Source organism: Virgibacillus halodenitrificans JCM 12304 (genome assembly GCF_001310895.1).
GTDB lineage: Bacteria > Bacillota > Bacilli > Bacillales > Amphibacillaceae > Virgibacillus_Q > Virgibacillus_Q halodenitrificans.
Genome location: NZ_BAZS01000019.1, coordinates 1 through 25,526, shown reverse-complemented (window position 1 = coordinate 25,526; position 25,526 = coordinate 1). Strand labels below are relative to the sequence as shown.

General features: G+C 35.8%; 26 protein-coding genes and 1 pseudogene. 10 read left to right on the top strand and 17 right to left on the bottom strand.

Translation table 11 applies throughout. The features are described from left to right. Positions 1–11 precede the first annotated feature (11 nt). The 3 genes from pyc to JCM12304_RS10990 all read right to left on the bottom strand — a co-directional run bounded on the left by pyc (position 12) and on the right by JCM12304_RS10990 (position 5,109). Complete coding sequence (gene pyc, locus JCM12304_RS11000) at positions 12–3,455, bottom strand: pyruvate carboxylase (RefSeq protein ID WP_060680376.1); 3,444 nt, start codon at positions 3,453–3,455, stop codon at positions 12–14. Next, positions 3,443–4,624, bottom strand: coding sequence for a putative lipid II flippase FtsW (gene ftsW / locus JCM12304_RS10995; protein ID WP_019378700.1), 1,182 nt, complete (start codon positions 4,622–4,624; stop codon positions 3,443–3,445). Before ftsW ends, pyc begins: the two co-directional genes overlap by 13 nt. 203 nt (positions 4,625–4,827) lie before the next feature. Then, on the bottom strand, positions 4,828–5,109 hold the full coding sequence (locus tag JCM12304_RS10990) for an Fpa/YlaN family protein (RefSeq protein ID WP_019378701.1): 282 nt from the start codon (positions 5,107–5,109) through the stop codon (positions 4,828–4,830). A 157-nt stretch (positions 5,110–5,266) separates the two neighbouring features. Between JCM12304_RS10990 and JCM12304_RS10985 the strand changes: the two genes are divergently transcribed. Beyond that, positions 5,267–5,755 (top strand): hypothetical protein, encoded by a 489-nt coding sequence (locus tag JCM12304_RS10985; RefSeq protein ID WP_060680374.1) that lies wholly within the window; start codon positions 5,267–5,269, stop codon positions 5,753–5,755. 283 nt (positions 5,756–6,038) lie between these two features. Continuing rightward, positions 6,039–6,638 carry a YhcN/YlaJ family sporulation lipoprotein gene (locus JCM12304_RS10980; RefSeq protein ID WP_060680372.1) on the top strand — a complete coding sequence of 200 codons (600 nt, stop codon included), beginning with the start codon at positions 6,039–6,041 and terminating at the stop codon, positions 6,636–6,638. Between the two features lie 39 nt (positions 6,639–6,677). Here the strand turns inward: JCM12304_RS10980 and JCM12304_RS10975 are convergent, their stop codons facing one another. After that, positions 6,678–6,980: a YbyB family protein gene (locus JCM12304_RS10975; protein WP_060680370.1), complete on the bottom strand. Its 303-nt coding sequence runs from the start codon at positions 6,978–6,980 to the stop codon at positions 6,678–6,680. 149 nt (positions 6,981–7,129) lie between these two features. On the opposite strand from JCM12304_RS10975, the gene JCM12304_RS10970 reads away from it, so the two are divergent. After that, positions 7,130–7,333 carry a YlaI family protein gene (locus JCM12304_RS10970; protein ID WP_060680368.1) on the top strand — a complete coding sequence of 68 codons (204 nt, stop codon included), beginning with the start codon at positions 7,130–7,132 and terminating at the stop codon, positions 7,331–7,333. A 23-nt stretch (positions 7,334–7,356) separates the two neighbouring features. On the opposite strand, the gene JCM12304_RS10965 is transcribed toward JCM12304_RS10970, so the two are convergent. After that, positions 7,357–7,659 (bottom strand): YlaH-like family protein, encoded by a 303-nt coding sequence (locus JCM12304_RS10965; protein WP_019378706.1) that lies wholly within the window; start codon positions 7,657–7,659, stop codon positions 7,357–7,359. A 170-nt stretch (positions 7,660–7,829) separates the two neighbouring features. Between JCM12304_RS10965 and JCM12304_RS19590 the strand changes: the two genes are divergently transcribed. Next, positions 7,830–7,997, top strand: coding sequence for a DUF5325 family protein (locus tag JCM12304_RS19590; RefSeq protein ID WP_019378707.1), 168 nt, complete (start codon positions 7,830–7,832; stop codon positions 7,995–7,997). A 12-nt stretch (positions 7,998–8,009) separates the two neighbouring features. Here JCM12304_RS19590 and JCM12304_RS10960 read toward each other — a convergent pair whose 3' ends face one another. After that, positions 8,010–8,819: an inositol monophosphatase family protein gene (locus JCM12304_RS10960; protein ID WP_019378708.1), complete on the bottom strand. Its 810-nt coding sequence runs from the start codon at positions 8,817–8,819 to the stop codon at positions 8,010–8,012. A 132-nt stretch (positions 8,820–8,951) separates the two neighbouring features. Next, a complete protein-coding gene (locus JCM12304_RS10955; RefSeq protein ID WP_019378709.1) occupies positions 8,952–9,152 on the bottom strand; it encodes a YkzI domain-containing protein in 201 nt (66 codons plus the stop codon). 222 nt (positions 9,153–9,374) lie between these two features. On the opposite strand from JCM12304_RS10955, the gene JCM12304_RS10950 reads away from it, so the two are divergent. Beyond that, positions 9,375–9,992: a YktB family protein gene (locus JCM12304_RS10950; protein ID WP_060680365.1), complete on the top strand. Its 618-nt coding sequence runs from the start codon at positions 9,375–9,377 to the stop codon at positions 9,990–9,992. A gap of 19 nt (positions 9,993–10,011) precedes the next feature. On the opposite strand, the gene JCM12304_RS10945 is transcribed toward JCM12304_RS10950, so the two are convergent. Then, positions 10,012–10,293 (bottom strand): UPF0223 family protein, encoded by a 282-nt coding sequence (locus JCM12304_RS10945; protein WP_019378711.1) that lies wholly within the window; start codon positions 10,291–10,293, stop codon positions 10,012–10,014. Positions 10,294–10,313: 20 nt separating this feature from the next. Beyond that, the gene (locus tag JCM12304_RS10940) at positions 10,314–11,267 is read right to left on the bottom strand and encodes an NAD(P)H-dependent flavin oxidoreductase (RefSeq protein WP_060680363.1); all 954 of its coding nucleotides are present in this window, start codon (positions 11,265–11,267) and stop codon (positions 10,314–10,316) included. Positions 11,268–11,466: 199 nt separating this feature from the next. Here JCM12304_RS10940 and JCM12304_RS10935 point away from each other — a divergent pair, with 199 nt between their 5' ends. After that, positions 11,467–12,936: an aminotransferase class I/II-fold pyridoxal phosphate-dependent enzyme gene (locus tag JCM12304_RS10935; RefSeq protein ID WP_060680421.1), complete on the top strand. Its 1,470-nt coding sequence runs from the start codon at positions 11,467–11,469 to the stop codon at positions 12,934–12,936. A 124-nt stretch (positions 12,937–13,060) separates the two neighbouring features. On the opposite strand, the gene JCM12304_RS19080 is transcribed toward JCM12304_RS10935, so the two are convergent. Continuing rightward, on the bottom strand, positions 13,061–13,168 hold the full coding sequence (locus JCM12304_RS19080; protein ID WP_071649108.1) for a GapA-binding peptide SR1P: 108 nt from the start codon (positions 13,166–13,168) through the stop codon (positions 13,061–13,063). A 911-nt stretch (positions 13,169–14,079) separates the two neighbouring features. Further along, positions 14,080–14,940 carry a polysaccharide deacetylase family protein gene (locus JCM12304_RS10925; protein ID WP_019378954.1) on the bottom strand — a complete coding sequence of 287 codons (861 nt, stop codon included), beginning with the start codon at positions 14,938–14,940 and terminating at the stop codon, positions 14,080–14,082. A gap of 223 nt (positions 14,941–15,163) precedes the next feature. Here JCM12304_RS10925 and JCM12304_RS10920 point away from each other — a divergent pair, with 223 nt between their 5' ends. After that, positions 15,164–15,544 (top strand): thioredoxin domain-containing protein, encoded by a 381-nt coding sequence (locus JCM12304_RS10920; RefSeq protein ID WP_019378955.1) that lies wholly within the window; start codon positions 15,164–15,166, stop codon positions 15,542–15,544. Positions 15,545–15,575: 31 nt separating this feature from the next. Here the strand turns inward: JCM12304_RS10920 and lpdA are convergent, their stop codons facing one another. From lpdA to JCM12304_RS10895, 5 genes and pseudogenes are all read right to left on the bottom strand, one after another. Further along, positions 15,576–16,985, bottom strand: coding sequence for a dihydrolipoyl dehydrogenase (gene lpdA / locus JCM12304_RS10915; RefSeq protein WP_060680359.1), 1,410 nt, complete (start codon positions 16,983–16,985; stop codon positions 15,576–15,578). Positions 16,986–16,988: 3 nt separating this feature from the next. After that, positions 16,989–18,296, bottom strand: coding sequence for a dihydrolipoamide acetyltransferase family protein (locus JCM12304_RS10910; RefSeq protein ID WP_019378957.1), 1,308 nt, complete (start codon positions 18,294–18,296; stop codon positions 16,989–16,991). A 24-nt stretch (positions 18,297–18,320) separates the two neighbouring features. Next, on the bottom strand, positions 18,321–19,298 hold the full coding sequence (locus tag JCM12304_RS10905) for an alpha-ketoacid dehydrogenase subunit beta (RefSeq protein WP_019378958.1): 978 nt from the start codon (positions 19,296–19,298) through the stop codon (positions 18,321–18,323). A gap of 3 nt (positions 19,299–19,301) precedes the next feature. Continuing rightward, a pseudogene (pdhA, locus tag JCM12304_RS10900) lies at positions 19,302–20,344 on the bottom strand (pyruvate dehydrogenase (acetyl-transferring) E1 component subunit alpha). A 399-nt stretch (positions 20,345–20,743) separates the two neighbouring features. After that, positions 20,744–21,436 carry a YkyA family protein gene (locus tag JCM12304_RS10895; RefSeq protein ID WP_060680357.1) on the bottom strand — a complete coding sequence of 231 codons (693 nt, stop codon included), beginning with the start codon at positions 21,434–21,436 and terminating at the stop codon, positions 20,744–20,746. A gap of 170 nt (positions 21,437–21,606) precedes the next feature. Here JCM12304_RS10895 and def point away from each other — a divergent pair, with 170 nt between their 5' ends. Beyond that, on the top strand, positions 21,607–22,158 hold the full coding sequence (gene def, locus JCM12304_RS10890; protein ID WP_019378961.1) for a peptide deformylase: 552 nt from the start codon (positions 21,607–21,609) through the stop codon (positions 22,156–22,158). 155 nt (positions 22,159–22,313) lie between these two features. Here def and JCM12304_RS10885 read toward each other — a convergent pair whose 3' ends face one another. Next, positions 22,314–23,084 carry a Cof-type HAD-IIB family hydrolase gene (locus JCM12304_RS10885; protein ID WP_060680355.1) on the bottom strand — a complete coding sequence of 257 codons (771 nt, stop codon included), beginning with the start codon at positions 23,082–23,084 and terminating at the stop codon, positions 22,314–22,316. A 463-nt stretch (positions 23,085–23,547) separates the two neighbouring features. Between JCM12304_RS10885 and JCM12304_RS10880 the strand changes: the two genes are divergently transcribed. Both JCM12304_RS10880 and rnjA read left to right on the top strand, forming a co-directional pair. Beyond that, complete coding sequence (locus tag JCM12304_RS10880; protein WP_019378963.1) at positions 23,548–23,757, top strand: DNA-dependent RNA polymerase subunit epsilon; 210 nt, start codon at positions 23,548–23,550, stop codon at positions 23,755–23,757. Positions 23,758–23,760: 3 nt separating this feature from the next. Then, on the top strand, positions 23,761–25,428 hold the full coding sequence (gene rnjA, locus JCM12304_RS10875; RefSeq protein WP_019378964.1) for a ribonuclease J1: 1,668 nt from the start codon (positions 23,761–23,763) through the stop codon (positions 25,426–25,428). The last annotated feature ends 98 nt before the right edge of the window (positions 25,429–25,526 follow it).

Below are 25,526 nucleotides of genomic sequence, written 5' to 3'. Positions count from 1 at the left end.
TATTTGTTTTATTACTCAAACTCAATTAATAAATCATTAACAGCGATAGCCTCTCCATTCGCAACATAAATCTCTTTAATTACCCCCGAAAATGGCGCCTGTACTGTTGTTTCCATCTTCATAGCTTCTGTAATCAGGAGGTAGTCTCCTTTGTTAACCTGATCACCTTTTTTACAAAGAGCTTCTATAACTGTACCCGGCATCGTCGCGCCAATTTGCTTATTATTTGTCTTGTCAACCTGTGGTCGAGCTGTGATAGCTCCCTTTATACTTTCATCTTTGACAACAACTTCACGAGCCTGGCCATTTAATTCAAAATACACTACTCTTGTTCCATCTATTTGTGGCTCTGAGATAGATACCAATTTTACAATTAACGTCTTTCCTTGCTCAATTTCCACTTCAATTTCCTCACCCAATCTCATGCCATAGAAAAAACTAGGTGTATCCAGTACCGACATATCACCATATGTTTCGTAAAAACGATGGTAATCCATAAATACTTTAGGATAAAGAGCATATGCAATCATATCAAAACTAGTTACTTGTCGATCCAATGTTTTAAACAGATTTTCTTTTAATGCTGTAAAATTAACAGGATCAAGTAATTCGCCAGGACGAACTTTTATAGATTCTCTCCCTTTTAGAATTATCCGCTGCAATTCTTGTGGAAAGCCTTGGTATGGTTGGCCGATATAGCCTTGGGCAAATTCAATAACAGAATCAGGAAAATCAATAGATTCTCCTTTTTCATAAATATCATCTTCTGTCAAATCATTTTGCACCATAAATAATGCCATGTCGCCAATCACTTTTGAAGAAGGAGTTACTTTTACGATATCCCCAAACATGTCATTTACCTGTCGGAACATCGCTTTCACTTCATTCCAGCGATCACCTAAACCAACTGCCTTTGCTTGTTGTTGTAGGTTACTATATTGCCCGCCAGGCATTTCATGAAAATATACTTCCGAATGAGGTGCTTTCATTCCACTTTCAAAGTCCTGGTAATACTCTCTAATACCTTCCCAGTAATGAGAAAGTTTTTCATATGCGTTCACATTTATATTCGGTTGTCGTTCAGACCCTTGCAATGCGTGGTATAGTGATTGTGCACTAGGTTGCGATGTTAAGCCTGCCATAGAACTTGCTGCTACATCTACAGCATCTATTCCTGCATCAATGGCACGAGAATAAGTCAAAATACCGTTCCCACTTGTATCATGTGTATGAAGATGAATTGGTAGATCAATAGATTCCTTTAGAGAGGTAATTAATTGATAGGCTGCTTCTGGTTTAAGCAGACCAGCCATGTCTTTAATCCCTAAAATATGCGCACCAGCTAGCTCAAGCTCCTTAGCCAGATTTACGTAGTAAGTGAGATCATATTTCGAGCGGCCTTTATCAAGAATATCTCCTGTATAACACATGGAAGCCTCTGCGATTTTACCATTCTCTCTAACCGACTCTATTGCAAGCTTCATACCTTCGACCCAATTTAAGCTATCAAAGATTCGAAATACATCTATACCGGCTTCTGCACTTTTGCCGACAAATTCTTTAATTAAGTTATCAGGATAGTTCTTGTAGCCAACTGCATTGCTTGCCCGCAATAACATCTGAAATAATACATTTGGCATTTCCTTCCGTAAATTCAGCAATCTCTCCCAAGGATCTTCTTTTAAGAAGCGATAAGCAACATCAAAGGTAGCTCCTCCCCACATTTCCACGGAAAACAAGTTTGGCAATAATCTTGCTGTTGGTTCAGCAATCCTTGTTAAATCCTTTGTTCTAACTCTTGTAGCTAATAAAGATTGGTGTGCATCACGAAAAGTTGTATCAGTAAGCATAACTTCTTTTTGTTCTTTTAACCACTTGGCTAACCCCTCTGGTCCCTGTTCATCAAGTATTTGTTTCGTTCCTCGTGGTACAGGTTCCAAATGATTCACAGAAGGTACTTCCAACTTTGGAAAAACTGGCTTCCGTTTCTTTTCCGCACCATCCATTCCATTTACAGTTGTATTAGCAATATACGTGAGCATCTTTGTCCCTCGATCTTTCCGCTTAGGAAAAACAAATAACTCAGGAGTTTGATCAATAAAAGTGGTATCGTATTCACCCGTTAAGAAATTTTTGTGCAATATTACATTTTCCAAGAAAGGAATATTCGTTTTAATACCCCGTATTCTAAATTCTTTCAGATTTCTGACCATTTTTTGTGCAGCTTGGTCAAAAGTCAATGCCCAAGTTGAAACTTTTACCAATAATGAATCATAGTGAGGGGAAATGACCGCACCTTGGAAACCGTTACCAGCATCCAACCGTACACCAAATCCTCCGCCTGTTCGATAAGCCATAATCTTTCCAGTATCAGGCATAAAGTTATTTAACGGGTCTTCTGTAGTTACCCTTGATTGAATAGCAAATCCATTTGTTACAATTGCTTCCTGGGAAGGGATTCCTATTGAGTTATCGTGAATGTTTCTTCCTTCTGCAATCTTAACTTGTGTTTGAACGATATCCACACCAGTTATCATTTCTGTAATAGTATGCTCTACTTGTACTCTCGGATTAACTTCAATAAAAAAGAATTCGTTATTTGTTACTAAGAACTCTACAGTTCCCGCATTGATGTAACTAACATTTTTCATTAAATTAACAGCAGCATCACAAATATCCATCCGCAACTCTTCGTTCAACGATAGACTCGGTGCTACTTCCACTACTTTTTGATGACGCCGCTGTACAGAACAGTCTCTCTCATACAGATGAACAATATTTCCATCTTTGTCACCAATAATTTGTACTTCAATATGTTTTGGGTTTTCAATTAGCTTTTCTACATATATTTCGTCATTACCAAATGCGGCTTTAGCCTCTGATTTTGCACGATCATACGCATCTTCAAGACCTTTTTCGCTTCTAACAATGCGCATCCCACGTCCTCCACCACCCAGTGAAGCTTTAATAATTATAGGGTAGCCGAACTTTTGGCCGAAATCTTTCACTTCCTCCATTGAACTTACAGGGCCATCAGTACCCGGGATGACAGGAATACCTGCTTTAACCGCTTGTGACCTTGCTCTCACTTTATCGCCGAACATATGTAGATGCTCACTTGTAGGACCAATGAAGATTATTCCCTCTTCTTCACAACGTTTGGCAAAGTTTATGTTTTCGGATAAAAATCCATAACCCGGGTGTATTGCATCAACACCAACACTTTTGGCTAGTTCAATAATTCCTTCAATATCCAAGTATGCATCAATAGGTTTTTTGCCTTCACCGATTAAATAAGATTCATCGGCTTTATAGCGATGATAAGAACCTGAGTCTTCTTTTGAGTATATAGCTACTGTCCTAAGATTCAGTTCCGTACAAGCACGAAAAACTCTTATTGCTATCTCTCCACGATTTGCTACAAGTACTTTATTAATTTTATTTACTTCTGCCATGTTCTTCCTCCTCTATTTTGATATATATGTGGTTCCGTCTTTTTATGTTCAGTAACTGGTGTTCGTTCTGCTTTCTTCACTGACATGGCAATATTATTCATTATTCCCATTGAAATCATTAATACAAGAAGAGAAGAACCTCCATAACTCACAAACGGAAGTGGTACTCCGGTAATTGGTAAAACCCCGCTAATTGCACCTAAATTAATGAATGCTTGAAGTCCAATCATGGATGAAATACCTATAGCTAGTAGGGAGCCAAAACTATCTTGACATTTGCTTGATATAAATATTCCACGTAAGACAATGGTTGCTATCATACCAATTACAATCATTACACCTACAAAACCAAGTTCTTCAGCAATTATGGCCATAATAAAATCAGTATGTGCTTCCATGAGATAACCAAGCTTCTGTACACTCTGCCCCAAACCTTCTCCAGTAATTCCACCGCCACCAATTGCTAAGTATGACTGAATAAGATGATATCCCCCATCTTCTGGTGCCTGAAATGGTTGATAGGCCCCAGTAAATCTGGATATTCTGACATCCGTTACCATATTTGGAATGGCAATTGCCAAAATTACCAAGCCAATCCCTATCAATATAAATAGATGCTTGAAACGAATGCCTGCACTGAAAATTACTGAACAAGCTATTAGAAATATAATAGACGCTGTACCAATATCCGGTTGCAGCACTATTAAGGACAAAATAATCCCCGTTAAAACAAGCGGCGGGAGAACTCCTTTTGTAAATTCATTAATATACGACTGTTTTTTTGAATACACAGAAGCTAAATACATGATAAGGGCAAGTTTAGCAAGTTCTGCAGGTTGCAGACTTATTGGTCCAAATGAAAACCAAGATTTCGCATTGTTAATTGTAGTACCAAAAAGCAAAACACCTACCAATAAAAGAATCACAAATAAAATTATTATCTTCATTAATTTCTGATAATACTTATAAGGAAATATACTACAAAAGATAAATCCTGCTAAGCCAATTACAAACCATTGCAATTGTTTCATCAGATAATGAGTACTTTCATATCCCTCTACAATAGAAGTTACCATACTGGCACTATAGATCATCACCATACCAAAGGCAGCTAGAAGAATGGGTGTAATTATTAATGTAAAATCATAATCTTTTAATTTCTGTATCATCTTACTTCTCCCTACTATGTAATGATTAAGATGAAATAGAAAAATATGATAACACATTTAACAATAGTATAACACATTGTTGTATTATTTTTCTACTCTCATCTAATTTTTGAGTTTATATAAACAAAAAAACCTTGCCAAATATTATGTAGGCAAAGTTTTTGCTAATTTAACATTAACGCCTTTTTGTGTACATTAGTATGTCACAATGAGTTTTGCGCTGCTTCATGTAGTATATTAAGCTGCCTCTCAAGGTTTTCGAGAAGTGCTTTGCCTTCATCTTCGCTGATCAAGTCTAAACGAACAGCAAAATCAATTTCCCTGGATAAACCGAACATCTGCGTGTCCAACACTTCTTCATACAACGGGCACTGAGGCATTGTTAAATTTTCTATTTGAACTTCTATTAATCGTAAAATTTTGTCAGCATCAGCCTTAAGAAGGGCGTGGGCTTTTTCACGATGATTTACTGTCATCTCAGGCATCAAATAAATCCCTCCATTTAAAAAGACTTCCTTCTATATTATATTATCGTTTGCTTGAAAAAATTGCAAACAAAATATTATTTTTTAAATCCAATGAAATGAAATATTAATGTTATTCTGCTATTCTTAGTAGAGACTTAATTAATGAGGTGAAAAAATGATTGTACCAATTATTGGAAATGTGACATATTCTATCACTCTTGATCCTACTGTATGGATTTTTGACGACAGGAAAATATTGCTAGAGGAATTAACCGAAAATAAACTCTCAACAGCAGAGGAAACAGATGAAATCGAGAAGGCTTCTAAACGTTGGGAAAAGGAATTGGACCCACAATTTCATAAGCCTCCGGTAAATCGTAGCATAAAACAATTTGAGAGAGAAAAGATACTCACTAGCTCGTATGTAATGCCATTAAAGGATTTTATTAACAATGCCGAAATAAAAACCGATGTAGAAGATGTAACGCTTGTTACAGAAAATGGAGATTACAATATATCTATTGACGATCTAAAGGAAGGATACTTTCTTTTTGCCATAGATGGAAAACCATTAAAAGAAAATGGCCCGGTGCACTTTCTTTATCAAGATGGAGTTAATATCAACGATCCAATCGTAGGCATTAAAAAGATTGTTATTAACTAACAAGAAAGAAAGCTGTTCACATACATGTGGCAGCTTTTTTTATTTAGGAAATTAGGGATTTTGAACCTGTAGTTTTAATTATTGGATTAGTTCCGTCTTCTCTCTCCCTGTTAGCTCGTAAAAAAAGATACATCCAAAAATTAAAACTCAAATTCTAAACATTGTGGATTCAAACCAATGATTTATCTAATATAAATATCTCTTAAGCTAAACCCCTGTATAAATTAAACCCTTCTATCTAAAAATAACTAATATAGCAAGTGATAAGAAGGAGTGATAAATAATGCAGAAAAAGCTATATCTTGTTCAAGTGCTGATAATTATGTTTGTTATAGCCGGATGCCAACAAAATGAAGAAGAAGCCTTGGAGAGTAAAGAGAACAACCAGCAGTTCTTACAGGTTAAAAACTCAGAACCAACTGATTTACAAAACCTCTCCAATAAAGAAATAGCCGACCGTCTCGCAAATATCGCCAGCGATGTTCCGAATGTCCGAGGGGCATCTGCGGTTGTGGCAGGTCCGTATGCTGTAGTGGGTATTGACGTTGATAAAGATTTAGACAGATCTCGTGTTGGAACTTTAAAATATTCAGTTTCAGAAGCTCTTTACCATGATCCTTATGGTAAAACCGCAGTCGTAGTTGCTGATGCAGATGCAACAGAAAGAATTCGTAATATGGGAAATAAAATTAAACAAGGTCACCCTGTTCAAGGTGTTGTAGATGAACTCGCAGCCATCGTTGGTAGATATATGCCTGATTTTCCAATTCAGGATGATCAACCTGTAGACCCAGACCAAAATAAAGAAGTACTACCTGAAGAAGAGCAAAAACAATTAGACCAAATTCAAGAAGAACAATCAAACCATCAGAAGAATAAATAATAGAAAGAAGATTGCCTGATAAAGCAGGCAATCTTCTTTCTAATTTTGTTCATTTTCACTTGTATTCTCTTTCTTATATTCATTATAATATTGAACACCAAATTGTGAACCCTCAGATACCATTTTTGAGTTTTCTAATTGAGCTAAATCTTTTGATTCAGACTGATCAGGCACACCAGCATCCTCAAATGGCTCTTTTAAGTTATTATTCAGCAACTTATTTTTCATTCCTTTTGCCTTGTACATTACTTTATCACGGTTATTTTTGTCTTTCAGATACATACCAGTTGCAGCAATAGCACCAGTTGCACCTACAGCGGAAGCAATAAATCTTTTTTTCATGAAATCGTCCTTTCTATTACAATGTGGTCTTACTTATTTATTCCCCGATATGAAAGAATAAAACGTGAATCTGTATTTCTTCATTCAATGTTCTTATGTTAAAATAAAATAAAAGAACTATTTAGAGGCTTGAAATTAGAGGTGACATTATGCAAGTTAAATGCTCCATTTGTGATACAGTTGAGTCAATTGAGGATGATTCTTTACAAGCTAAACGTCTGAGAAATAGAAGAATTCATATGTATTTATGCCAAGATTGCTATGAGCGTATTGAAAAGAAAACATATGAACGACATGCCACTGGGGATTTTCAATTGTATAAAGAGAAAAAAAAGAAAAATGATTTCATATAAAAAAACGTCTTGAAAGACGTTTTTTATTTGGTAGCTGTTCGTTGCTTATGTAGTCTATATCTATAAATGCCCAACACCAAAGCGATAAGGATTAAGCTCTCCGTAATAGGAAGATTCATGATGCTAAATATCGTCAAGATGAACGTTCCAATTGCAAGCATAATATAAACAATAATGGTTTTTAAAATAGGTAACTCTCGAGCAAACCCTAACTTAAATGATATGGAACCAAATACTAAATTTAATATGTAAAAAATCCAAAATATATGATCTGTACCGAAAAAATGTATAAGTAAATCCAAAATAAGACTGTAATTCGTCTCCATCATTCTCCCCCATTAATCATTATCCATTTTAATTCTTAAAAACCTTTTACCATCATACTAAATCTTTTTGGTTCATGCTAGTTATTTCACATATATTTCACTAATTGTTCTTTTTGAATATCTTAGCATTTTGAGATATACTGTGTTTTGAAAGAAATTGAGGTGGCCTTATGAAAGGAATTAATATTTCAAAACTATTGTTAGCAATTTTAGTGATCTCTATGTTTGTTGCTGTTGGTGTTGCCATTGCTTACCGCAACGTTTGGCTTGTTTTATTATTTATCTTCCTAGGTTTTGCTATTATGGGTTATGGATTATCCAGAAGGAAAAGAAAGTGATTCATTTATGAATCACTTTCTTCCTTTTCTTAAATAATCATCAAGGATAATATGCTGGACACGTGGGTTACAAGTAAAAACCGAATTACTTTTAATCATATTTAACTTATCACCATTAATATCCGTAGTTATTCCTCCAACCTCATTCACTATAATAACTCCAGCTGCTATATCCCATGGAGATAGTCTCATCGTCAGATATCCATCCATGATACCTTCTGCAACGTATGCAAACTCTAATGCTGCTGAACCGTATGTTCGTGTTCCCCGTACTTTCCTAACCAATTGCTGCATCGTTTGTTCTCTTACTAATCTATTTTCGCATAACCAGAAATGGTTTAGCCCTAAGATCGCTTCTTCAATCTTAACTGATTCAGATAATAAAGGAAGCTTCTCTTCATTTTTATAAGCACCTTTATTTCGGATTGCACTATACAGAACATCCTCCATTACATTATAGATAAGCCCTATTTCCCCAACTCCATCTTGATAAATACCAATAGAAATAGCAAAATTTCTTTTTTGATGAACAAAATTCATTGTTCCGTCAATAGGATCAATAATCCAAACTGTGCCATTCAGTGAATCGATGTCATCGCCAAATCCTTCCTCACTTAAAATTAGATGATCAGGATAAGTGTCTTTTATTTTTTCCGCAAAAAATAATTCTGTTTCCTTATCCATTTCAGTTACTAAATCGTTTGGATTGGACTTCGTATTGATTGTTAATGGATCGTTAATTTTCGTTCTAATCGTCTCTCCTGCTTCAAGAACCCAAGACTTAGCTTGGTCAAATATTTTGTCTAATTCTACTGTGTTCATATCGCATCCCCTATCTACTGTTTATTCTATACTATCAAATTAAAAGGATTTATTCATTGTCTACGATTTTTCTTAAGAGAAATAAAATACCTTCAACATTGTATTAAACTGTTGAAGGTTTATTGGAGTTCTTTACTCATTCTCAATTTTTAGCAGCTGTTCTCTAAGCTGCTTCAATTTTTCTTTTGATTTAATAATTTGCACTTTATCTTCTGCTTTCAGGGCATCATGGAGAGTTACCAATTCATAATCAATTTCCATACGGATGACAGGTAATTTTTCCTCAGCTTCTTTTCGTCTCAGGGCCTCCATTACATATTTCACTTGATTCACAACCTTTCAGCATCCTTTTAATATGTTTATGACTGTCTTACAATTTTGTTCAATAAATTTTCTGAAAATCAGTTAGTTGACTTATCAATTCCCAAATTTCGATGTTTTTAAACATAAACCAACTCACACAAAGGATATAAGTTCACTTACTTGACGTATTGCTATAAAAATTTAATAATAATTATTATAAATAGTTCAGGAAAAAGAGAAGGGAAGATATAAATGAATTTTGATGGTTTTAACCAGCATGATTTCGATACATTTTCAATAAATGGCTTAGATGAGCGAATGGAAGCAATACAATCAAGAATCCAACCAAAGTTTCAAGAATTAGGTAGCTATATGGTTGATTATTTATCAGCGCAATTAGGAAACGAAGTATATCTGCACATTGCCAAACATGCTAGAAGGACAGTAAATCCGCCAAAAGATACCTGGCTTGCCATAGCCGATAATAAACGCGGTTATAAGAAACATCCCCATTTTCAAATTGGTCTGTTTGATGACCACGTATTTATTTGGCTTGCTCTTATTTATGAATTGGATCACAAGAAAGAAATTGCACAAACATTTCTGGATAATTACCAAACATTAGAGAAACTTCCAGATTATTACAGAATATCACTTGACCATACAAAGAAGACTTCAATTAGCCTCAAACAGCTTGAAAAGAAAGACGTGGAACGTTTCCGTGATGTAAAAAAAGCTGAATTTTTAATAGGTCAACATCTTCCTAGTACGGATTTACGTGTGAAAAATGGGGACAAATTTATCATTACTGTAAAAGATACTTTTAACAGTTTAATTCCTTTTTATCAAATGGCATTGAGAAGTAAATAAAAATGAAAGAGGGGCATACTTAAGCATGTCCCTCTTTCATTTTTATGATACCTTGCTCCGTCTCTTTTAATTTTTTTACTACTTGAAAACTGGAATAGCCTGATTGTTGCTGGAAATTTGCAAACAGTTTTTTCTCTTCACTTTTTGAAGGGACTATTTGTTTGAACTTACGATATAACAATGCTATATCCTGTCTGGCGGCTCCTTTTTCATATGCTTGTTCTATTAATGAAAAAAATTGTACAACGTCAATTATTTCTTGGGTTGTCCAACTATCATCGATTGGATAGTGATAACTCATATTGAACCTCCTGGTTAGTCTTATAATTTTTCTTTTATTTTTTCTGCTTCCAGTACCATTGTTCCGATTAACTCTTTAACTGACGGTAAATCATGTATTCTGGCTGCTCCTTGTCCACTCCAGCCAAAACCTTCCTCTGCCTTACCATCATAAATATAACGTTTATTGGCATCGCCACTAATAAAATTCTTTAAGGCTTCATATCCCCCGTCTTCCTTTTCGACATTTAGAATCTTGTCTGTCCATGGGTTCTTTAAAGCTCTAGCCGGCGTTCCTAAGGTACGCTTAATAACCACAGTGGAGTTTTCATCGGCGTCTATGATTGCTTGCTTATAAATTGGATGGGCATGAACGCATTCCTTCGTAGCAATAAAGCGAGTCCCCATCTCTATTCCTTCCGCTCCTAAAGCAAGAGCTGCCAACATTCCTCTACCATCCACTATTCCTCCAGAAGCAATAACAGGAATGGATACATTTTCAACTACTTGGGGAGTTAGTGTAAAGGTTCCCACATCACTTCGCCCAAGATGGCCACCACCATCTTGACCTACAACCATGACAGCATCTGCTCCCAATTCTTCTGCCTTTTCTGCCTGTCTTCGAGCAGCTACGAGAACTAGCTTTTTAATAGGTTGTTCTTTCACCATATCAAGTACCTTTTTAGGATTCCCACCTGTCACAGATATAACAGGCACTTTTTCTTCAATTGCAACCTCGACCATATGCTCAAAAGGTCTACCGTGCTCTCCAATGGCAAAGTTTACACCAAAAGGATTTGTCGTCATTTTTCTTAATTTGCGAATTTCATTTCTTAATTCGTCGGTGCTTGATAAACTCATAGCTGTAATCTGTCCTAATCCGCCCGCATTAGAGACGGCTGCTGCCAAATCAGCATATGCAAGATATGCTAGTCCCCCCTGAATAATCGGATATTTAATACCCAGAAGTTTCGAAATTCTAGTTTCCCATTTCATAAGGCTTACCTCCTAAAAGTTTATATTATGTGCCAGCTCATTAATTAATAACTTAAAAATCTAACCATAACTTTAATTATTACTATGTTACCATCCCTACCCATAATAAGGCTATCGAAAAATCGAAGTAGAATTATAGGATATTATTTGCTATAATACTCTAGTTATTTATACTGAAGAAATTGAGGTAAGAAAGATGATTAACCAACATAAAACACCTTTATTCACTGGACTACTGAATCATATAGAGAAGAACCCAATTGCGTTTCACATCCCAGGTCATAAACAAGGGAAAGCTGCAGAGCCTACATTCCGCAATTTTCTCGGAGACGCTGTATTCTCAATTGATTTAATTAATATAGAGCCTTTGGATGACTTGCATCATCCTCATGCAATAATTAAAGATGCACAAGAGCTTGCAGCTTACGCCTTTGGTGCTGACTATACTTATTTTTCTGTTCAAGGAACGAGTGGAGCAATAATGACTATGGTATTAAGCGTATGTAATCCGGGTGACAAAATTATTGTTCCAAGAAATGTGCATAAATCTGTTACATCAGCAATAATTTTTTCTGGTGCCATTCCAATCTTTATACAGCCAGAACTCGATGAGAAACTCGGTATTTCTCATGGTATTACCCCAAATTCAGTTAAAAAAGCAATTAAAGCTCATCCAGATACAAAAGCAGTACTAGTAATCAACCCTACTTATTTCGGTGTCGCTGCTGATTTAGAGGAAATCGTACGCATTAGTCATAAATATGATATACCAGTGTTAGTTGATGAAGCACATGGTGTGCATATACACTTTCATGAGGAGCTTCCTCTCTCAGCTATGCAAGCTGGTGCTGACCTTTCAGCTACGAGTGTTCACAAACTTGGCGGATCTCTAACGCAAAGTTCCATTTTGAACCTTCAGGGAACACGCGTATCTCACAAGAAAGTACAAACAATCATGTCGATGCTGACAACTACCTCCACATCTTACTTATTATTAGCATCCTTAGATACTGCCAGAAAGCAACTTGCTACTAATGGATTTACATTAGTAGATGAAGCACTAAGATTAGCAAATGATACAAGAAAACAGATAAACAGCTTAAATTACGTTTACTGTGCAGCACATGAAATCATTGGAACGGAAGCTGCCTACAGTTTCGATCCTACAAAACTTATTATATCTGTAAAAGATTTAGGGATTACAGGTTATGATGCAGAGGTATGGCTAAGGGAGAATTTCTCTATAGAGGTAGAGTTATCCGATCTTTATAATATTTTATGCATTATTACTCCAGCAGACACAAAGGAATCTGCAGGAAAATTAGTTCATGCACTAAAAAGGTTGGATGAAAGCAATACAGAGACAATTTGCGGTAAAGATGTACAAGTATCCATCCCTGATATACCGTTATTAGCTTTAACACCAAGAGATGCCTTTTATGCAGAGACAGAAATTATCCCTTTTTGTTCTGCAGCGGGTAGAATCAGTGCGGAATCCATTATGGTCTATCCTCCGGGGATACCGATTTTCATCCCGGGAGAAATTATTACAGAAGAAAATATAAATTATATCCACAAAAATATACGTGCTGGACTGCCTGTGCAGGGGTTACAGGATGAGACACTGGAGACTATACACGTTATTAAAGAGCATAAACCCTTTACTTAGTTATAAGAGCCACTTGATAGCTATTTGATTGAAAAAGCGATATGTTTTAAATAACATAATTCTATTAATAAAAAGGCTGCAATTTATAAATTGCAGCCTTTTTATTAATATACTTTATCTAAAATTATTTATTTTCATTACAAGTCGGACATGTTCCATAAAGGGTAGTTACTTTCTCTTCATTATAATGATCGATTACTGTCTGGCAATCTTGACAAACAATTGTGCCCATCTGGTCCACTCCTTTTCCGTAAATTATGTTAGCGTATACATATTATAATATGTCACATTTCATTTTTCAACCCCAAATTAGTATATCACATTAAATAATATGTTATCTCCATGTATCCAATAACTAAAATACCTACCTCAGTAACATCACATACTTTATACACATTTAAAAATAATTTAATTTGATAAAATACGATGACACCACTTTCAAAATATAACTTATTTCAAATATTAAAAACAACAACGGAAATTTTTTCGTCACTACTGCAACTATTGAGGAGACAAACTTATTTTGTTTCTTCGTAGTTGAAGGAAACTGCGACGTAAATTTATTGATGGAAAACTCAGTGAAATATTTGAGGAGAAGTGCCCCATTGATTTTCGTTGCATGCGGACGCTTTCACACCTCCGGGTACAAGCGCGACATCTGTTCGTTACCTCACAGTGTCTTCTTTGCCGCCCTCCACTCCAATCAATTTGTATGAGCTTTAATATTTCAAATGCGGAGTGGGCCTTTCACTTGTACTTGACGATATAAAGTGACCTTTTTACATCTAATACTAAATTCATTTATCGCTAAAAAGTAACACTTTAGCGGAGGAAAATACGGAGACTTCTGGGGGAGATGAGGCATCGGTGAGACCCCGGAATGCGATAGCATGAGGAGGCTCATCAGCCGCCCCCGAAAAGCGCAGTATTTTCCGTAGCGGTAATGCAATCAGATTCAATATTTCAGTGAGCTTTCCAACAACAAAGCTATTTTTCACACTTTAAACACCACAAGTTAAGTCGCAATATATCTATTTACCTCATTATGGAATAATCTTTGCTGTATAAAAACTTTTTTGCAAACAAAAAAACCTGCAATAGGACGATTTTCCGCTAAAAAATCTGTCCAATTGCAGGGGTACTTCACATATTTTTTGTTTTAATCAATGCAGGATCCACCATTTTATATCCTTTATCTCGGAGTCCTTTAATGATTCCAGGTAATGCAGTGTTCGTCCATTCTCTGTCATGCATTAGTAGATTCGCTCCTGGTTTAAGTAAGGAATAATCTACCCCCACTTCTGGACCTTCTCCACTGATCATTGCTTGTTCTAATTTATTAGCATCCATATATGGTTCAAAATAATCGTAACCATAGGTCCAATTCATTAATGTCATACCTTCTTCAGCAGCTAATTTCCTCGAATAATCAGTATTCGCTCCATGAGGTGCACGGAAGAATAATGGACGTTCTCCAATAATTTCCTCAACACGATCACTTACAGATAATATTTCCTCTCGCTGTTCTTCTTTTGTTATTTTTTTAAGATTTGCATGAGTTTTAGTGTGATTGCCAATAATAAAACCCATATCGTGTAATTTCTTTAGCTTCTGAGCGCCTTCCTCTGATTCAATAAAATGACCATTCACAAAAAATATAGCATTTACATTAAGTTCCTTTAGTTTATTGGCCATTTCCAATGAATACTTATCGGGTGCATCATCGATTGTAATTAACACTACTTTTTCTTCCGCACTGTCAATAGGAACAATGGATGCTTTTTCTGTTACTTCATACTTTGGTTCTTTCACTTCCTCTGATACTTCTTCTGCTTCTTTACCTTCTTCTTCCTTTTCTTCACTATCAGAATGTTGGTCTTCCTGTTGCTCAGCTTTGTCTTGATCAGTGCTTTTTTCTTGTGTACTTTCTTCAGGCGTACTGCTACATGCTGACAATAATACAATAGCGATTACGATGAAAACTAATACTCCTACTTTTTTCATCCTTCTGCCTCCCCCTAAGATGTCCTTCTACAAATTAGTATAAGCCAAAAAGAAACTAATTTGAAACATAACCTTTTTATACAACAGATATATTACTAATAAGACAGTCCAATTTCTATTATTTTACCATCTGATAACACGACTAAATTAGACATATTTTTTTGTTAAACTAAGAATATATGATAATAACTACTTTTATTTTTCCCAAAAGGGCGTGATTAGCTTGAAAATTAAGCTCATAGTTATATTAATATTCATTCTAATTCTAATACCATTTTCCGGCTGTGCAAAATCGAATAATAAAGTTATAGATGTAGTTACTTTTCAGCCACTAGATTATGATGTATCACTATTTTCTGATGCAAAAAGTGATCATAATAGAAATCTGTATATTGATGCGATAATTGAATTAAAAGCTAAGTATCCAACTGCTTTTAAAAATGTACAGACAGGAGAAATGACTAAAGAGGAAGCTGCACGGTTATCAGAAATCGAGGAAACAACATTGATTATTAGTAAAAACGGTCAAACTGTTTCTCGCCTGTCAGGTGATCAAGATAAATCAAAGATTGTGAATACATTGGAGAAATTTGTAGAAAAATAAGACCACTAAAAAGAGCATTTCGCTCCTTTTTTTATTTCATCATATGAACTGGTGTACCTAAAGCAACTTCAGCTGCTTCCATAGTAATTTCTCCAAGTGTAGGATGTGCATGAACAGTAAGCGCAATATCCTCAGCTGTCATTCCTGCTTCAATTGCTAATCCTAATTCGGCAATCATATCACTTGCATTAGGTCCAGCTATTTGAGCTCCAATTACTAACCCGTCTTCTTCACGAGTTATTAGCTTCATAAAACCATCACTATTATTTAAGGATAGAGCCCGACCATTTGCAGCAAACGGGAATTTAGAAGCCTTTACTTTGTATCCTGCATCTTTTGCATCTTTTTCTGAATAACCCACTGTAGCCAGTTCGGGATCAGAGAATACAACTGCAGGCATTCCGATATAATCAACTTCTGATTTTTCTCCACTAATTGCTTCCGCAGCAACTTTACCTTCATAGGAAGCTTTATGCGCAAGAGGCATTCCTTCAACAATATCACCAATAGCATAGATATTGTCTACAGAGGTACGACATTGCTTGTCAATTTTAATACGACCTTTATCGTCTTTATCTATACCAACCTGTTCAAGCCCTATTTCCTCTGTATTAGGACGTCGACCTACAGTAACAAGTACATAATCTGCTTCAATTGTTTCTTCTTTACCTTTAGCTTCATATGACACTTTAACACCGTCAGAAGTTTCTTCAGCACCATTGGCCATTGCTTCTGTAATTATTTTTACGCCTTTTTTCTTCAAGCGTTTTTTAACGGTTTGAGTCATTTGCTTTTCAAATCCACCGAGAATATCTTTTGTACCTTCCAGTATTGTTACCTCAGTACCGAAATTAGCGTAAGCTGTTCCAAGTTCAGTACCAATATAACCTCCACCGATAACAACCATTTTCTCAGGGATTTCATTTAGATTTAGTGCTCCTGTTGAATCAAGCACACGCTCAGAGAACTTGAATCCTGGGATTTCTATAGGTGTTGAACCTGTAGCAATAATACAGTTGTTAAATGTATAGGTCTGAGAATTTTTTTCATCCATTACTTTTGCTGTATTTTTATCAACAAAATAAACCTCACCTTTAACGATATCAACCTTATTACCTTTTAAAAGTCCTTCAACACCTGATGTTAATTTATTTACTACTTTTCCTTTCCATTCTTGAACTTTAGAAAAATCAACTGTTACGTTTTCTGATTTAATTCCTAACTCTTCGTTTCCATGAGCGTACTCTGTTAGATGTCCGGCTTGAATAAGTGCTTTTGATGGGATACACCCAACGTTAAGACATACACCACCAAGGGTACCTTTTTCTACAATGGTGACTTTTTGGCCAAGCTGTGCAGCGCGAATAGCGGCAACGTAACCGCCTGGGCCTGCTCCTACAACCATTGTATCTACTTCAATTGGAAAATCTCCTACTACCATAATTTACGCCTCCATCATAATTAATTGTGGATCGTTCAATAGTCGCTTTATTTGATTTAGAGCCAGCTGTGCGGTTGCTCCATCGACAATGCGATGATCAAAGCTTAGTGATAATGCAAGGACAGGTGCAATCACAATTTCTCCATCACGTACAATTGGCTTCTCGGCAATTCGACCAATACCCAAAATAATTGCTTCTGGATAATTAAGAACTGGTGTAAACCATTGTCCACCGGCAGAACCAATATTTGTAATTGTATTTGATGCACCCTTCATCTCTTCAGATGTTAGTTTACCACTTCGAGCCTTTTCTGCCAATTCATTAATTTCCTGTGAAATAGCAAAAATAGATTTACGATCGGCGTCTTTAACTACTGGAACAAGCAATCCTTTTTCAGTATCTGCTGCGATACCAATATTATAATAATGCTTGTGAATAATTTCGTTTGTTTCATCATCCACTGCTGCATTTAAAATAGGAAATTTCTTAGATGCAGAAACTAATGCCTTAGCTACATAAGGAAGATAAGTTAATTTAATTTCCTGTTCAGCAGCTACAGCTTTAAATTTCTTACGATGCGCCACAAGCTCAGTTACATCAACCTCATCCATTAAAGTAACATGAGGAGCTTTTGTTTTTGAATTAACCATTGCGCTTGCGATTGCTTTACGGATACCACTCATTTTTTCTCGTGATTCAGGATATTCCCCTTTAGGTGCAGAAGCTGGTTGAGATGTGCTTTCAGTGGCTTCTGCTTCACTAGGCTCTTCTTGCTCATTAGTTGTAGCTTGATCACCACTAAGATATTTATCTACATCTTCTTTCAGAACCCTGCCATTTTTCCCGGAACCAGTTACTTCATGAATATCTATTTCATGATCGCGTGCATATTTCCGTACAGATGGCATAGCAATAACACGCTCATCTGAATTTGAAGTCTCTGACTTTTCTTTTTTAGGAGAAGTGCTCTTTTCTTCTTTCTCCTCTTTCTTTTCTTCTTTTTTACTATCTTCGGAAGTTTGCTCTTCTGATTCTTTTTGTTCCTCTTCTTCTGGCTCGTCAGATTCATAACCTTCAGCATCAAATGTAATCAACGAGTCCCCAACAACTGCAACAGTACCTTCATCTACATGCAGTTTTTTAACTGTGCCGTCCACAGGAGATGGAATTTCTACGACAGCTTTATCATTTTGCACTTCACATAAAACATCATCTTCTTTAATTTCATCGCCTTCTTTGATAAACCATTTAACAATTTCACCCTCATGGATTCCTTCACCAATATCAGGCAATTTAAATACATATGCCATTATGACGACCTCCTGTTCGTTTTATTAAAAATTCAATACTTGATTTACTTTTTCTATAATATCCTTGTGATTTGGCAACCATACTTCCTCGGCAGCAGAAAAAGAATATACAGTGTCAGGTGCAGTTACACGAAGCACTGGTGCTTCTAAATGTAATATAGCTCGTTCTTGAATTTCAGCTACTACATTAGCAGCTACTCCGGCCTGACGTTGAGCTTCTTGCACTACTACTACACGGTTTGTCTTCTTAACAGATTCAACAATCGTATCAATATCAATTGGCGATACAGTTCGCAGATCAATTACTTCTGCGTTAATACCGTCTTTCTCCATTTCCTCTGCTGCTTTTAAAGAAGCGTGAACCATTGCGCCATATGCTATTAATGTTACATCTTTACCTTCTCTTTTTACATCCGCTTTACTTAAGTCAATAGTATATTCTTCTTCAGGTACTTCACCACGGAAAGAACGGTATAATTTCATGTGTTCTAAAAATAGAACAGGATCGTTATCTCGAATAGATGAAATTAAAAGTCCTTTGGCATCATAAGGCGTGGAAGGAATTACGACCTTTATACCAGGTTGCTGAGCAATTAAACCTTCTAAGGAATCTGCGTGTAGTTCTGGAGTATGAACTCCACCTCCAAATGGTGAACGAATTGTAATTGGTGAAGTATGTGTACCACCTGAACGATATCTCATTCTAGCCATTTGACCATTAATTGAGTCCATTACTTCATATACGAAGCCGAAGAATTGGATTTCCGGCACTGGTCGATAACCTTGCAACGCCAGCCCAATTGAAAGACCACCAATGCCTGATTCGGCTAGAGGCGTGTCAAATACACGTTCTTCTCCGAATTCATCTTGTAGTCCTTCTGTTGCACGGAACACGCCACCATTTTGGCCAACGTCTTCTCCAAAAACCAACACATTTTCGTCGTTTTTTAATTCTGTGCGCATTGCGTCAGTAATTGCTTGAATCATTGTCATTTGTGCCATGATTTACTTCGACTCCTTTTCTTTGTATTCTTCCATTTGCTCCTGCAAATTCACTGGAAGTTCTTCAAACATATTTCCGATAAAGTCGGTAACCTTTTGTTTCGGATACTCATCGGCTTTCTTGATTGCTTCTTAATATCGTCTTTCGCTTGTTCGATAACTTTATTTTCTTCCTCTTCAGACCATAAATCCTTACTTTCTAAGAAAGTACGGAAACGAACAAGTGGATCTTTCTTTTCCCATTCATTATCCAAGTCTTCAGTACGATAACGGGTTGGGTCGTCACCTGCCATTGTATGAGGACCATAACGATAAGTAAGTGTTTCAATAAGCATTGGACCTTCGCCGTTTATTGCACGTTCACGAGCATGCTTTGTTGCTGCATATACGGCAAGGACATCCATGCCATCTACTTGTACACCTTCAATACCCGCTGCCACTGCTTTTTGTGCAAGTGTTTTTGCGTTTGTTTGCTTTTCAACAGGCACAGATATTGCAAAATAGTTATTTTGAACAAAGAATAGAGCAGGTGCTTTGTAAGCTCCAGCAAAGTTAATTCCTTCATAAAAATCACCCTGAGATGTTCCCCCATCTCCAGTGTAAGTTACAGCTACTGATTTTTTACCACGTTTCTTCATTCCAAGAGCCACACCTGCTGTTTGTACATATTGAGCTCCAATAATAATTTGTGGACTCAATGCATTTACGCCTTCAGGCATTTGATTTCCATGGAAATGTCCTCTTGAAAATAAGAATGCTTGATATAGTGGCAAACCATGCCAAATTAATTGTGGAACATCACGATATCCAGGAAGAATAAAGTCTTCTTTTTCCAGTGCGAACTGACTTCCAAGCTGAGAAGCTTCCTGACCTGCAGTAGGAGCATAAAATCCTAAACGGCCTTGTCGATTTAAAGCAATGGACCGTTGATCCAATATACGAGTGTATACCATTCTGCGCATGAGCTCTTTTAAATCCTCATCTGATAGATCGGGCATATCATCTTTATTAATAATTTCTCCATTTTCATTAAGAATCTGGAACATTTCGAACTGACTTTCAACACTTTCCAATACGTGTTTCAAAATAGTTCACCTCTTCCTTTCCTTATAGCTTAATAATTGTAATCTTTTCTAGCCTTCCCAAAACGACAAAAAAACTGCATAACTCCTACTTATTCATGTACCCTTTCTTGATTTAACTTAATCATCTTCTAAGATAATCCAAACTGTTATATAAATCAAGAGAAAATAATTAGTACAACAAATATCTATTCCTATCCTATCTTACATATTATTTTTGGTCAAACAGTTCGGCTTCTTACTAATCTAATCAGTATAATATTTACAGAAAGCACAAAGCACTGTTACATTGGTTTGTGCACACTGTATTAATACAACAAAAAAACTGCACCTTTGTTAAGATACAGTTCCGATATTTCAGTATTATTTTTTCTCAGCTGAATCATCTCCAGCAGGATTATCTTCATAGTTTACATTCATCTCAGCTAGTTCATAAAAGTCTTTTTTGATTGCATTATACTCAACAGTATATTCGTTGAACTTTTTGTTATAGTTTAGTACTTTTTCGTAACTTTGATTAATTTTTTCTATCTTTTTAGTTAACTCTTGTTGTTCAACATCTTCTTTTTGTAGCATTTTATACATTTCTTTTTCCAGCTTTAATGACGTATTGTAAGCTTTATTAAGTTTAGAATAAACATCATATCGGTTATTCATTACTTCAACTAATTCCTGACCTTTTTTCTTTAATTTAGAATCCTCCAATTTACCAATTAGCTCTTCAGCTTTTTTAAATTCTTCTTTTGAAGATTCCATACTTTCTTTTTCAGTAGCGATTTTATCTGAGCGTTCATTAATTACACTAATAGCTTTCTCTGACAAATTTTTAATTTTATCAAAATCATCCATACTCAAATCAATAATCTGATTATATAATTCCTGTTCTTTCTTCTCTAAGTCCGTAATAGGTTCTTGTTGTTCTTCAAAAACTTCTTCCTTATTCACGGCTTCTTCCAATTGACTGTGGATTTTCTCTTCTGTACTCTTCCCACTACAAGAAGCTAATAAAATCAAGCATATAACAAGTATAAAGCCTATTGTTTGTACACGTCTCATCCCATAGTACCTCCTATAATTCCTGGTTGTTTTTTTAGTATAACATAGAATAGATAACAGCCTGTCTAATTCAAATATAGATGGTTCTATTTTTAATCTATGATTAATAAGGTCATGTTATGATAAAATAGGAAGCAAGTTCAAATGATAAGAAATGGGAGTGGCATGAAATGATAACTATGAAAGACATTGTTCGAGAAGGGCATAAATCGTTGAGAACGGTGGCTGAAAGTGTAGAAACACCGTTAAATCAAGAAAATAAAGTATTATTAAATGATATGCTTACCTTTTTAAAAAATAGTCAGGATGAAGAAATTGCTGCTAAATATGACTTACGTGCGGGAGTAGGACTTGCAGCTCCACAATTGGGGATTAACAAACGTCTGATTGCTGTTCATTTTGAAGACCCTGATGGCAAACACTACAGCTACGCTCTTGCAAACCCGAAAATAATTAGTCATTCTGTAGAAAAATCTTATCTCTCATCCGGAGAAGGTTGCTTGTCTGTAGACAGAAATGTGGAGGGTTATGTCCCTCGGAATGCCAGAATCACTGTGAAGGCAATCGACAAAGAAAATAATCCAATTAAATTAAGGCTAAAAGGTTATGCTGCCATCGTGGTACAGCATGAAATCGACCACCTTAATGGGATCATGTTTTATGATCATATAAATAAAGAGAACCCTTTTATAACTCCTGAAAATGCGAACCCAGTGGAATAATAGTAACTAAATCAGTAGTATTAGTAGTATTAGTAGTATTAATGGGTTTGAAAATTTATATACAATTACAAATATCTAGCAAAGCTAGTCAATATTGAGTAGCTTTGCTTTTGTTATGCTGTATCTTTTGAAATGAAGATTAAACAAAACTTACTTTAAATGAGACCTAAATGTTTTAATCCATTATAAATTCCATTTTCATCTACATTATCAGTTACATAATCTGCAATTTCTTTAAGAGGTAGTACGCCATTTCCCATAGAAACGCCGATGCCTACTTCCTTTATCATCTCAATATCGTTAAGCCCGTCCCCAAAAGCAAAAGAGTTCTCAAGTTTCAACCCGCTTGCTTCCACAATTTTTTTTACTCCGACTGCTTTGGAGCCTCCCCCAGGCAAAACATCACATGAGTAATCATGCCAGCGAATAAAGTGATAGGCATCATCTTTGGGTATAAATGGAACTTCTTCGTTTTCTTCACAAAATAATAATGCCTGGTATATTTTATTTTTATCCTTAAATGTAAGGTCAACCTCCGGGTAATCATGTTTTAAGCTACCAAGACTTTTACTGATAAAAGGATGTTCATTTTCAGAAGCTTTCATTTCCTTCTCATTCATAAAGACCATTGGGAAGTTTTTGGTGGATGCTTGCTCATAAAGCATAGTTAATTCTTTTTGACCCAGAGGGTTCTCATAGATAACCTTTCCTTCGAACATGACATATTGACCATTAAAACTAACGAAAGAGTCAACCCCAAGCTCTTCTCTTAGCGAAGTAAACATAAAGGGAGCCCTTCCTGTTGCAATAGCAACATAGACATCATTGTTTTTCAATTCTTCAATAGCTAGCTTTGTTGACGAGGGAATTTCTTTTTCATGATTTAAAAGCGTTCCATCTATATCAAAAAAGACAATTTTTTTCATAATATACAACACCTCTTCAATTAATGTATAAGAATCTATTCTCTGTAAAAAATAAGTATAACAATGATTTAACTAAAGTTCAGTAAAGGACGCAAAAAAAAATATTTCTATAAATAATGTATTTTTATTTCAAAATTCCTTAAATCATACTATACTATAAATAAGAGGGATTGGACGGTAGAATGTTTTGCTGCTTTTCTTAATATATGAAAGGAGCTGTATGTCCCCATGTTAAAACGCCTAAAAGAAAAGCTTAAGAAACGTTGGAAAGATTTTTTAGGCCAAGGACGAGTACCTACAACTTGTGAGAAAGACTGCCAATAAGAGTACCAATCGCTAAGGGGAAAGTTGTTAAAATGGGAGTACGGATTTAACAAACAATATTAATGACGGATAAGACGGATTAGAAAATATATGTGTTTTCATATTAAAATAGAAATGAAAAATTGATAGGAGAGATGAGATGATTTTTAAAGTTTTATATCAGGAATTACCTGGTGAAATACCTGTTCGTGAAAGAACATTAAGTACCTATGTAGAAGCCGAGTCTGTGCGGGAAGTTCGGTCTAAATTAAGTGATCGTAATTATAATATTGAGTATGTTCATGAACTGGATAAGGCACATCTGGAATATGAAAAGCAATCTGAACATTTTAAATTGGAGAATGTATAAACAATGAAGTTTGTAAAAAATGACCAAGCAGCAGTTTTTGCACTAGGTGGTCTCGGGGAAATTGGTAAAAATACGTATGGTGTCCAATTCCAGGATGAGATTATTCTTATTGATGCCGGCATCAAATTTCCCGAAGATGAACTATTGGGAATTGATTACGTCATCCCTGATTATACCTATTTGGTGCAAAACCAAGATAAAATAAAAGGATTGTTCGTAACGCACGGACACGAAGACCATATTGGGGGGATTCCATATCTTCTCCGTGAAATTAATGTGCCTATATATGCCGGTAAACTCGCGCTCGGCTTAATACGTAATAAACTTGAGGAACATGGTTTATTACGAAATGCAAAATTAAACCCATTAAAAGAAGACGATATTATTAAATTCCGAAAAACATCCGTTAGTTTCTTCAGGACAACACATAGTATTCCTGATTCATTTGGTATTGTAGTTAAAACCCCTCCTGGTAACATCGTACACACTGGTGACTTCAAATTCGACTTCACCCCTGTAGGAGAGCCAGCAAATCTTACCAAAATGGCAGAAATAGGCAAAGAAGGCGTACTTTGCTTACTTTCAGATAGTACCAACAGTGAAGTACCGGGCTTTACCATGTCCGAACGAGTTGTTGGCGATAGTATAAATGATATATTCAGTAGAGTAGATGGAAGATTGATATTTGCTACCTTTGCCTCTAATATATATCGGTTACAACAAGTAGTAGAAGCTGCTGTCAAACATAATCGAAAAGTAGCTGTCTTTGGCCGTAGCATGGAATCAGCAATCAATCTTGGACAAGAATTAGGTTATATTCAGGCTCCTAAAGATACGTTCATTGAAGCAAATCAAATTAATCGTTTTCCAGCCCAGGAAGTAACAATTTTATGTACTGGTTCTCAAGGTGAACCAATGGCTGCCCTTTCTCGAATTGCGAACGGGACGCATCGACAAATTCAGATTATACCTGGAGACACTGTTGTATTTTCCTCATCACCAATCCCTGGAAATACAGTAAGTGTTGGCAGAACAATTAATAAATTGTATCGTGCAGGAGCAGATGTTATTCATGGCAAGCTAAGCAACATTCATACATCTGGTCATGGAAGCCAAGAAGAACAAAAGCTAATGCTCAGACTAATTAAACCGAAATATTTCTTACCAATTCACGGGGAATACAGAATGCTCAAGGAACATATTAAACTTGCCGCTGCTTGTGATGTAGACCCTTCACAGTCCTTTGTTATGGACAATGGGGATGTTCTAGCACTTGGTAAGGATAGTGCAGCTATTGCAGGTAAGATCCCTTCTGGTTCCGTGTATGTAGATGGAAGCGGAATTGGCGATATAGGAAATATCGTATTACGAGATCGAAGAATTCTTTCTGAAGAAGGTCTGGTAATTGTAGTTGTAAGTATTAATATGAAAGAATTTAAAATTGCATCAGGTCCTGATATTATCTCTCGCGGCTTCGTATATATGCGAGAATCTGAGGATTTAATTAATGAAGCACAAAAACTTGTTGCTAAACATTTGAATAAAGTGATGGAAAGAAAAACGACCCAATGGTCAGAGATCAAAAATGAGATTACTGATACAATCGCTCCATTCTTATATGAAAGAACAAAACGTCGACCAATGGTATTACCAATTATTATGGAAGTATAAATATAGAAAAAGACACGAACAAATTTATGTTCGTGTCTTTTTATTTAGTTAAATATACTAGGGTTATGCAATGCTTCGGAAAATAGATAAACTACGAA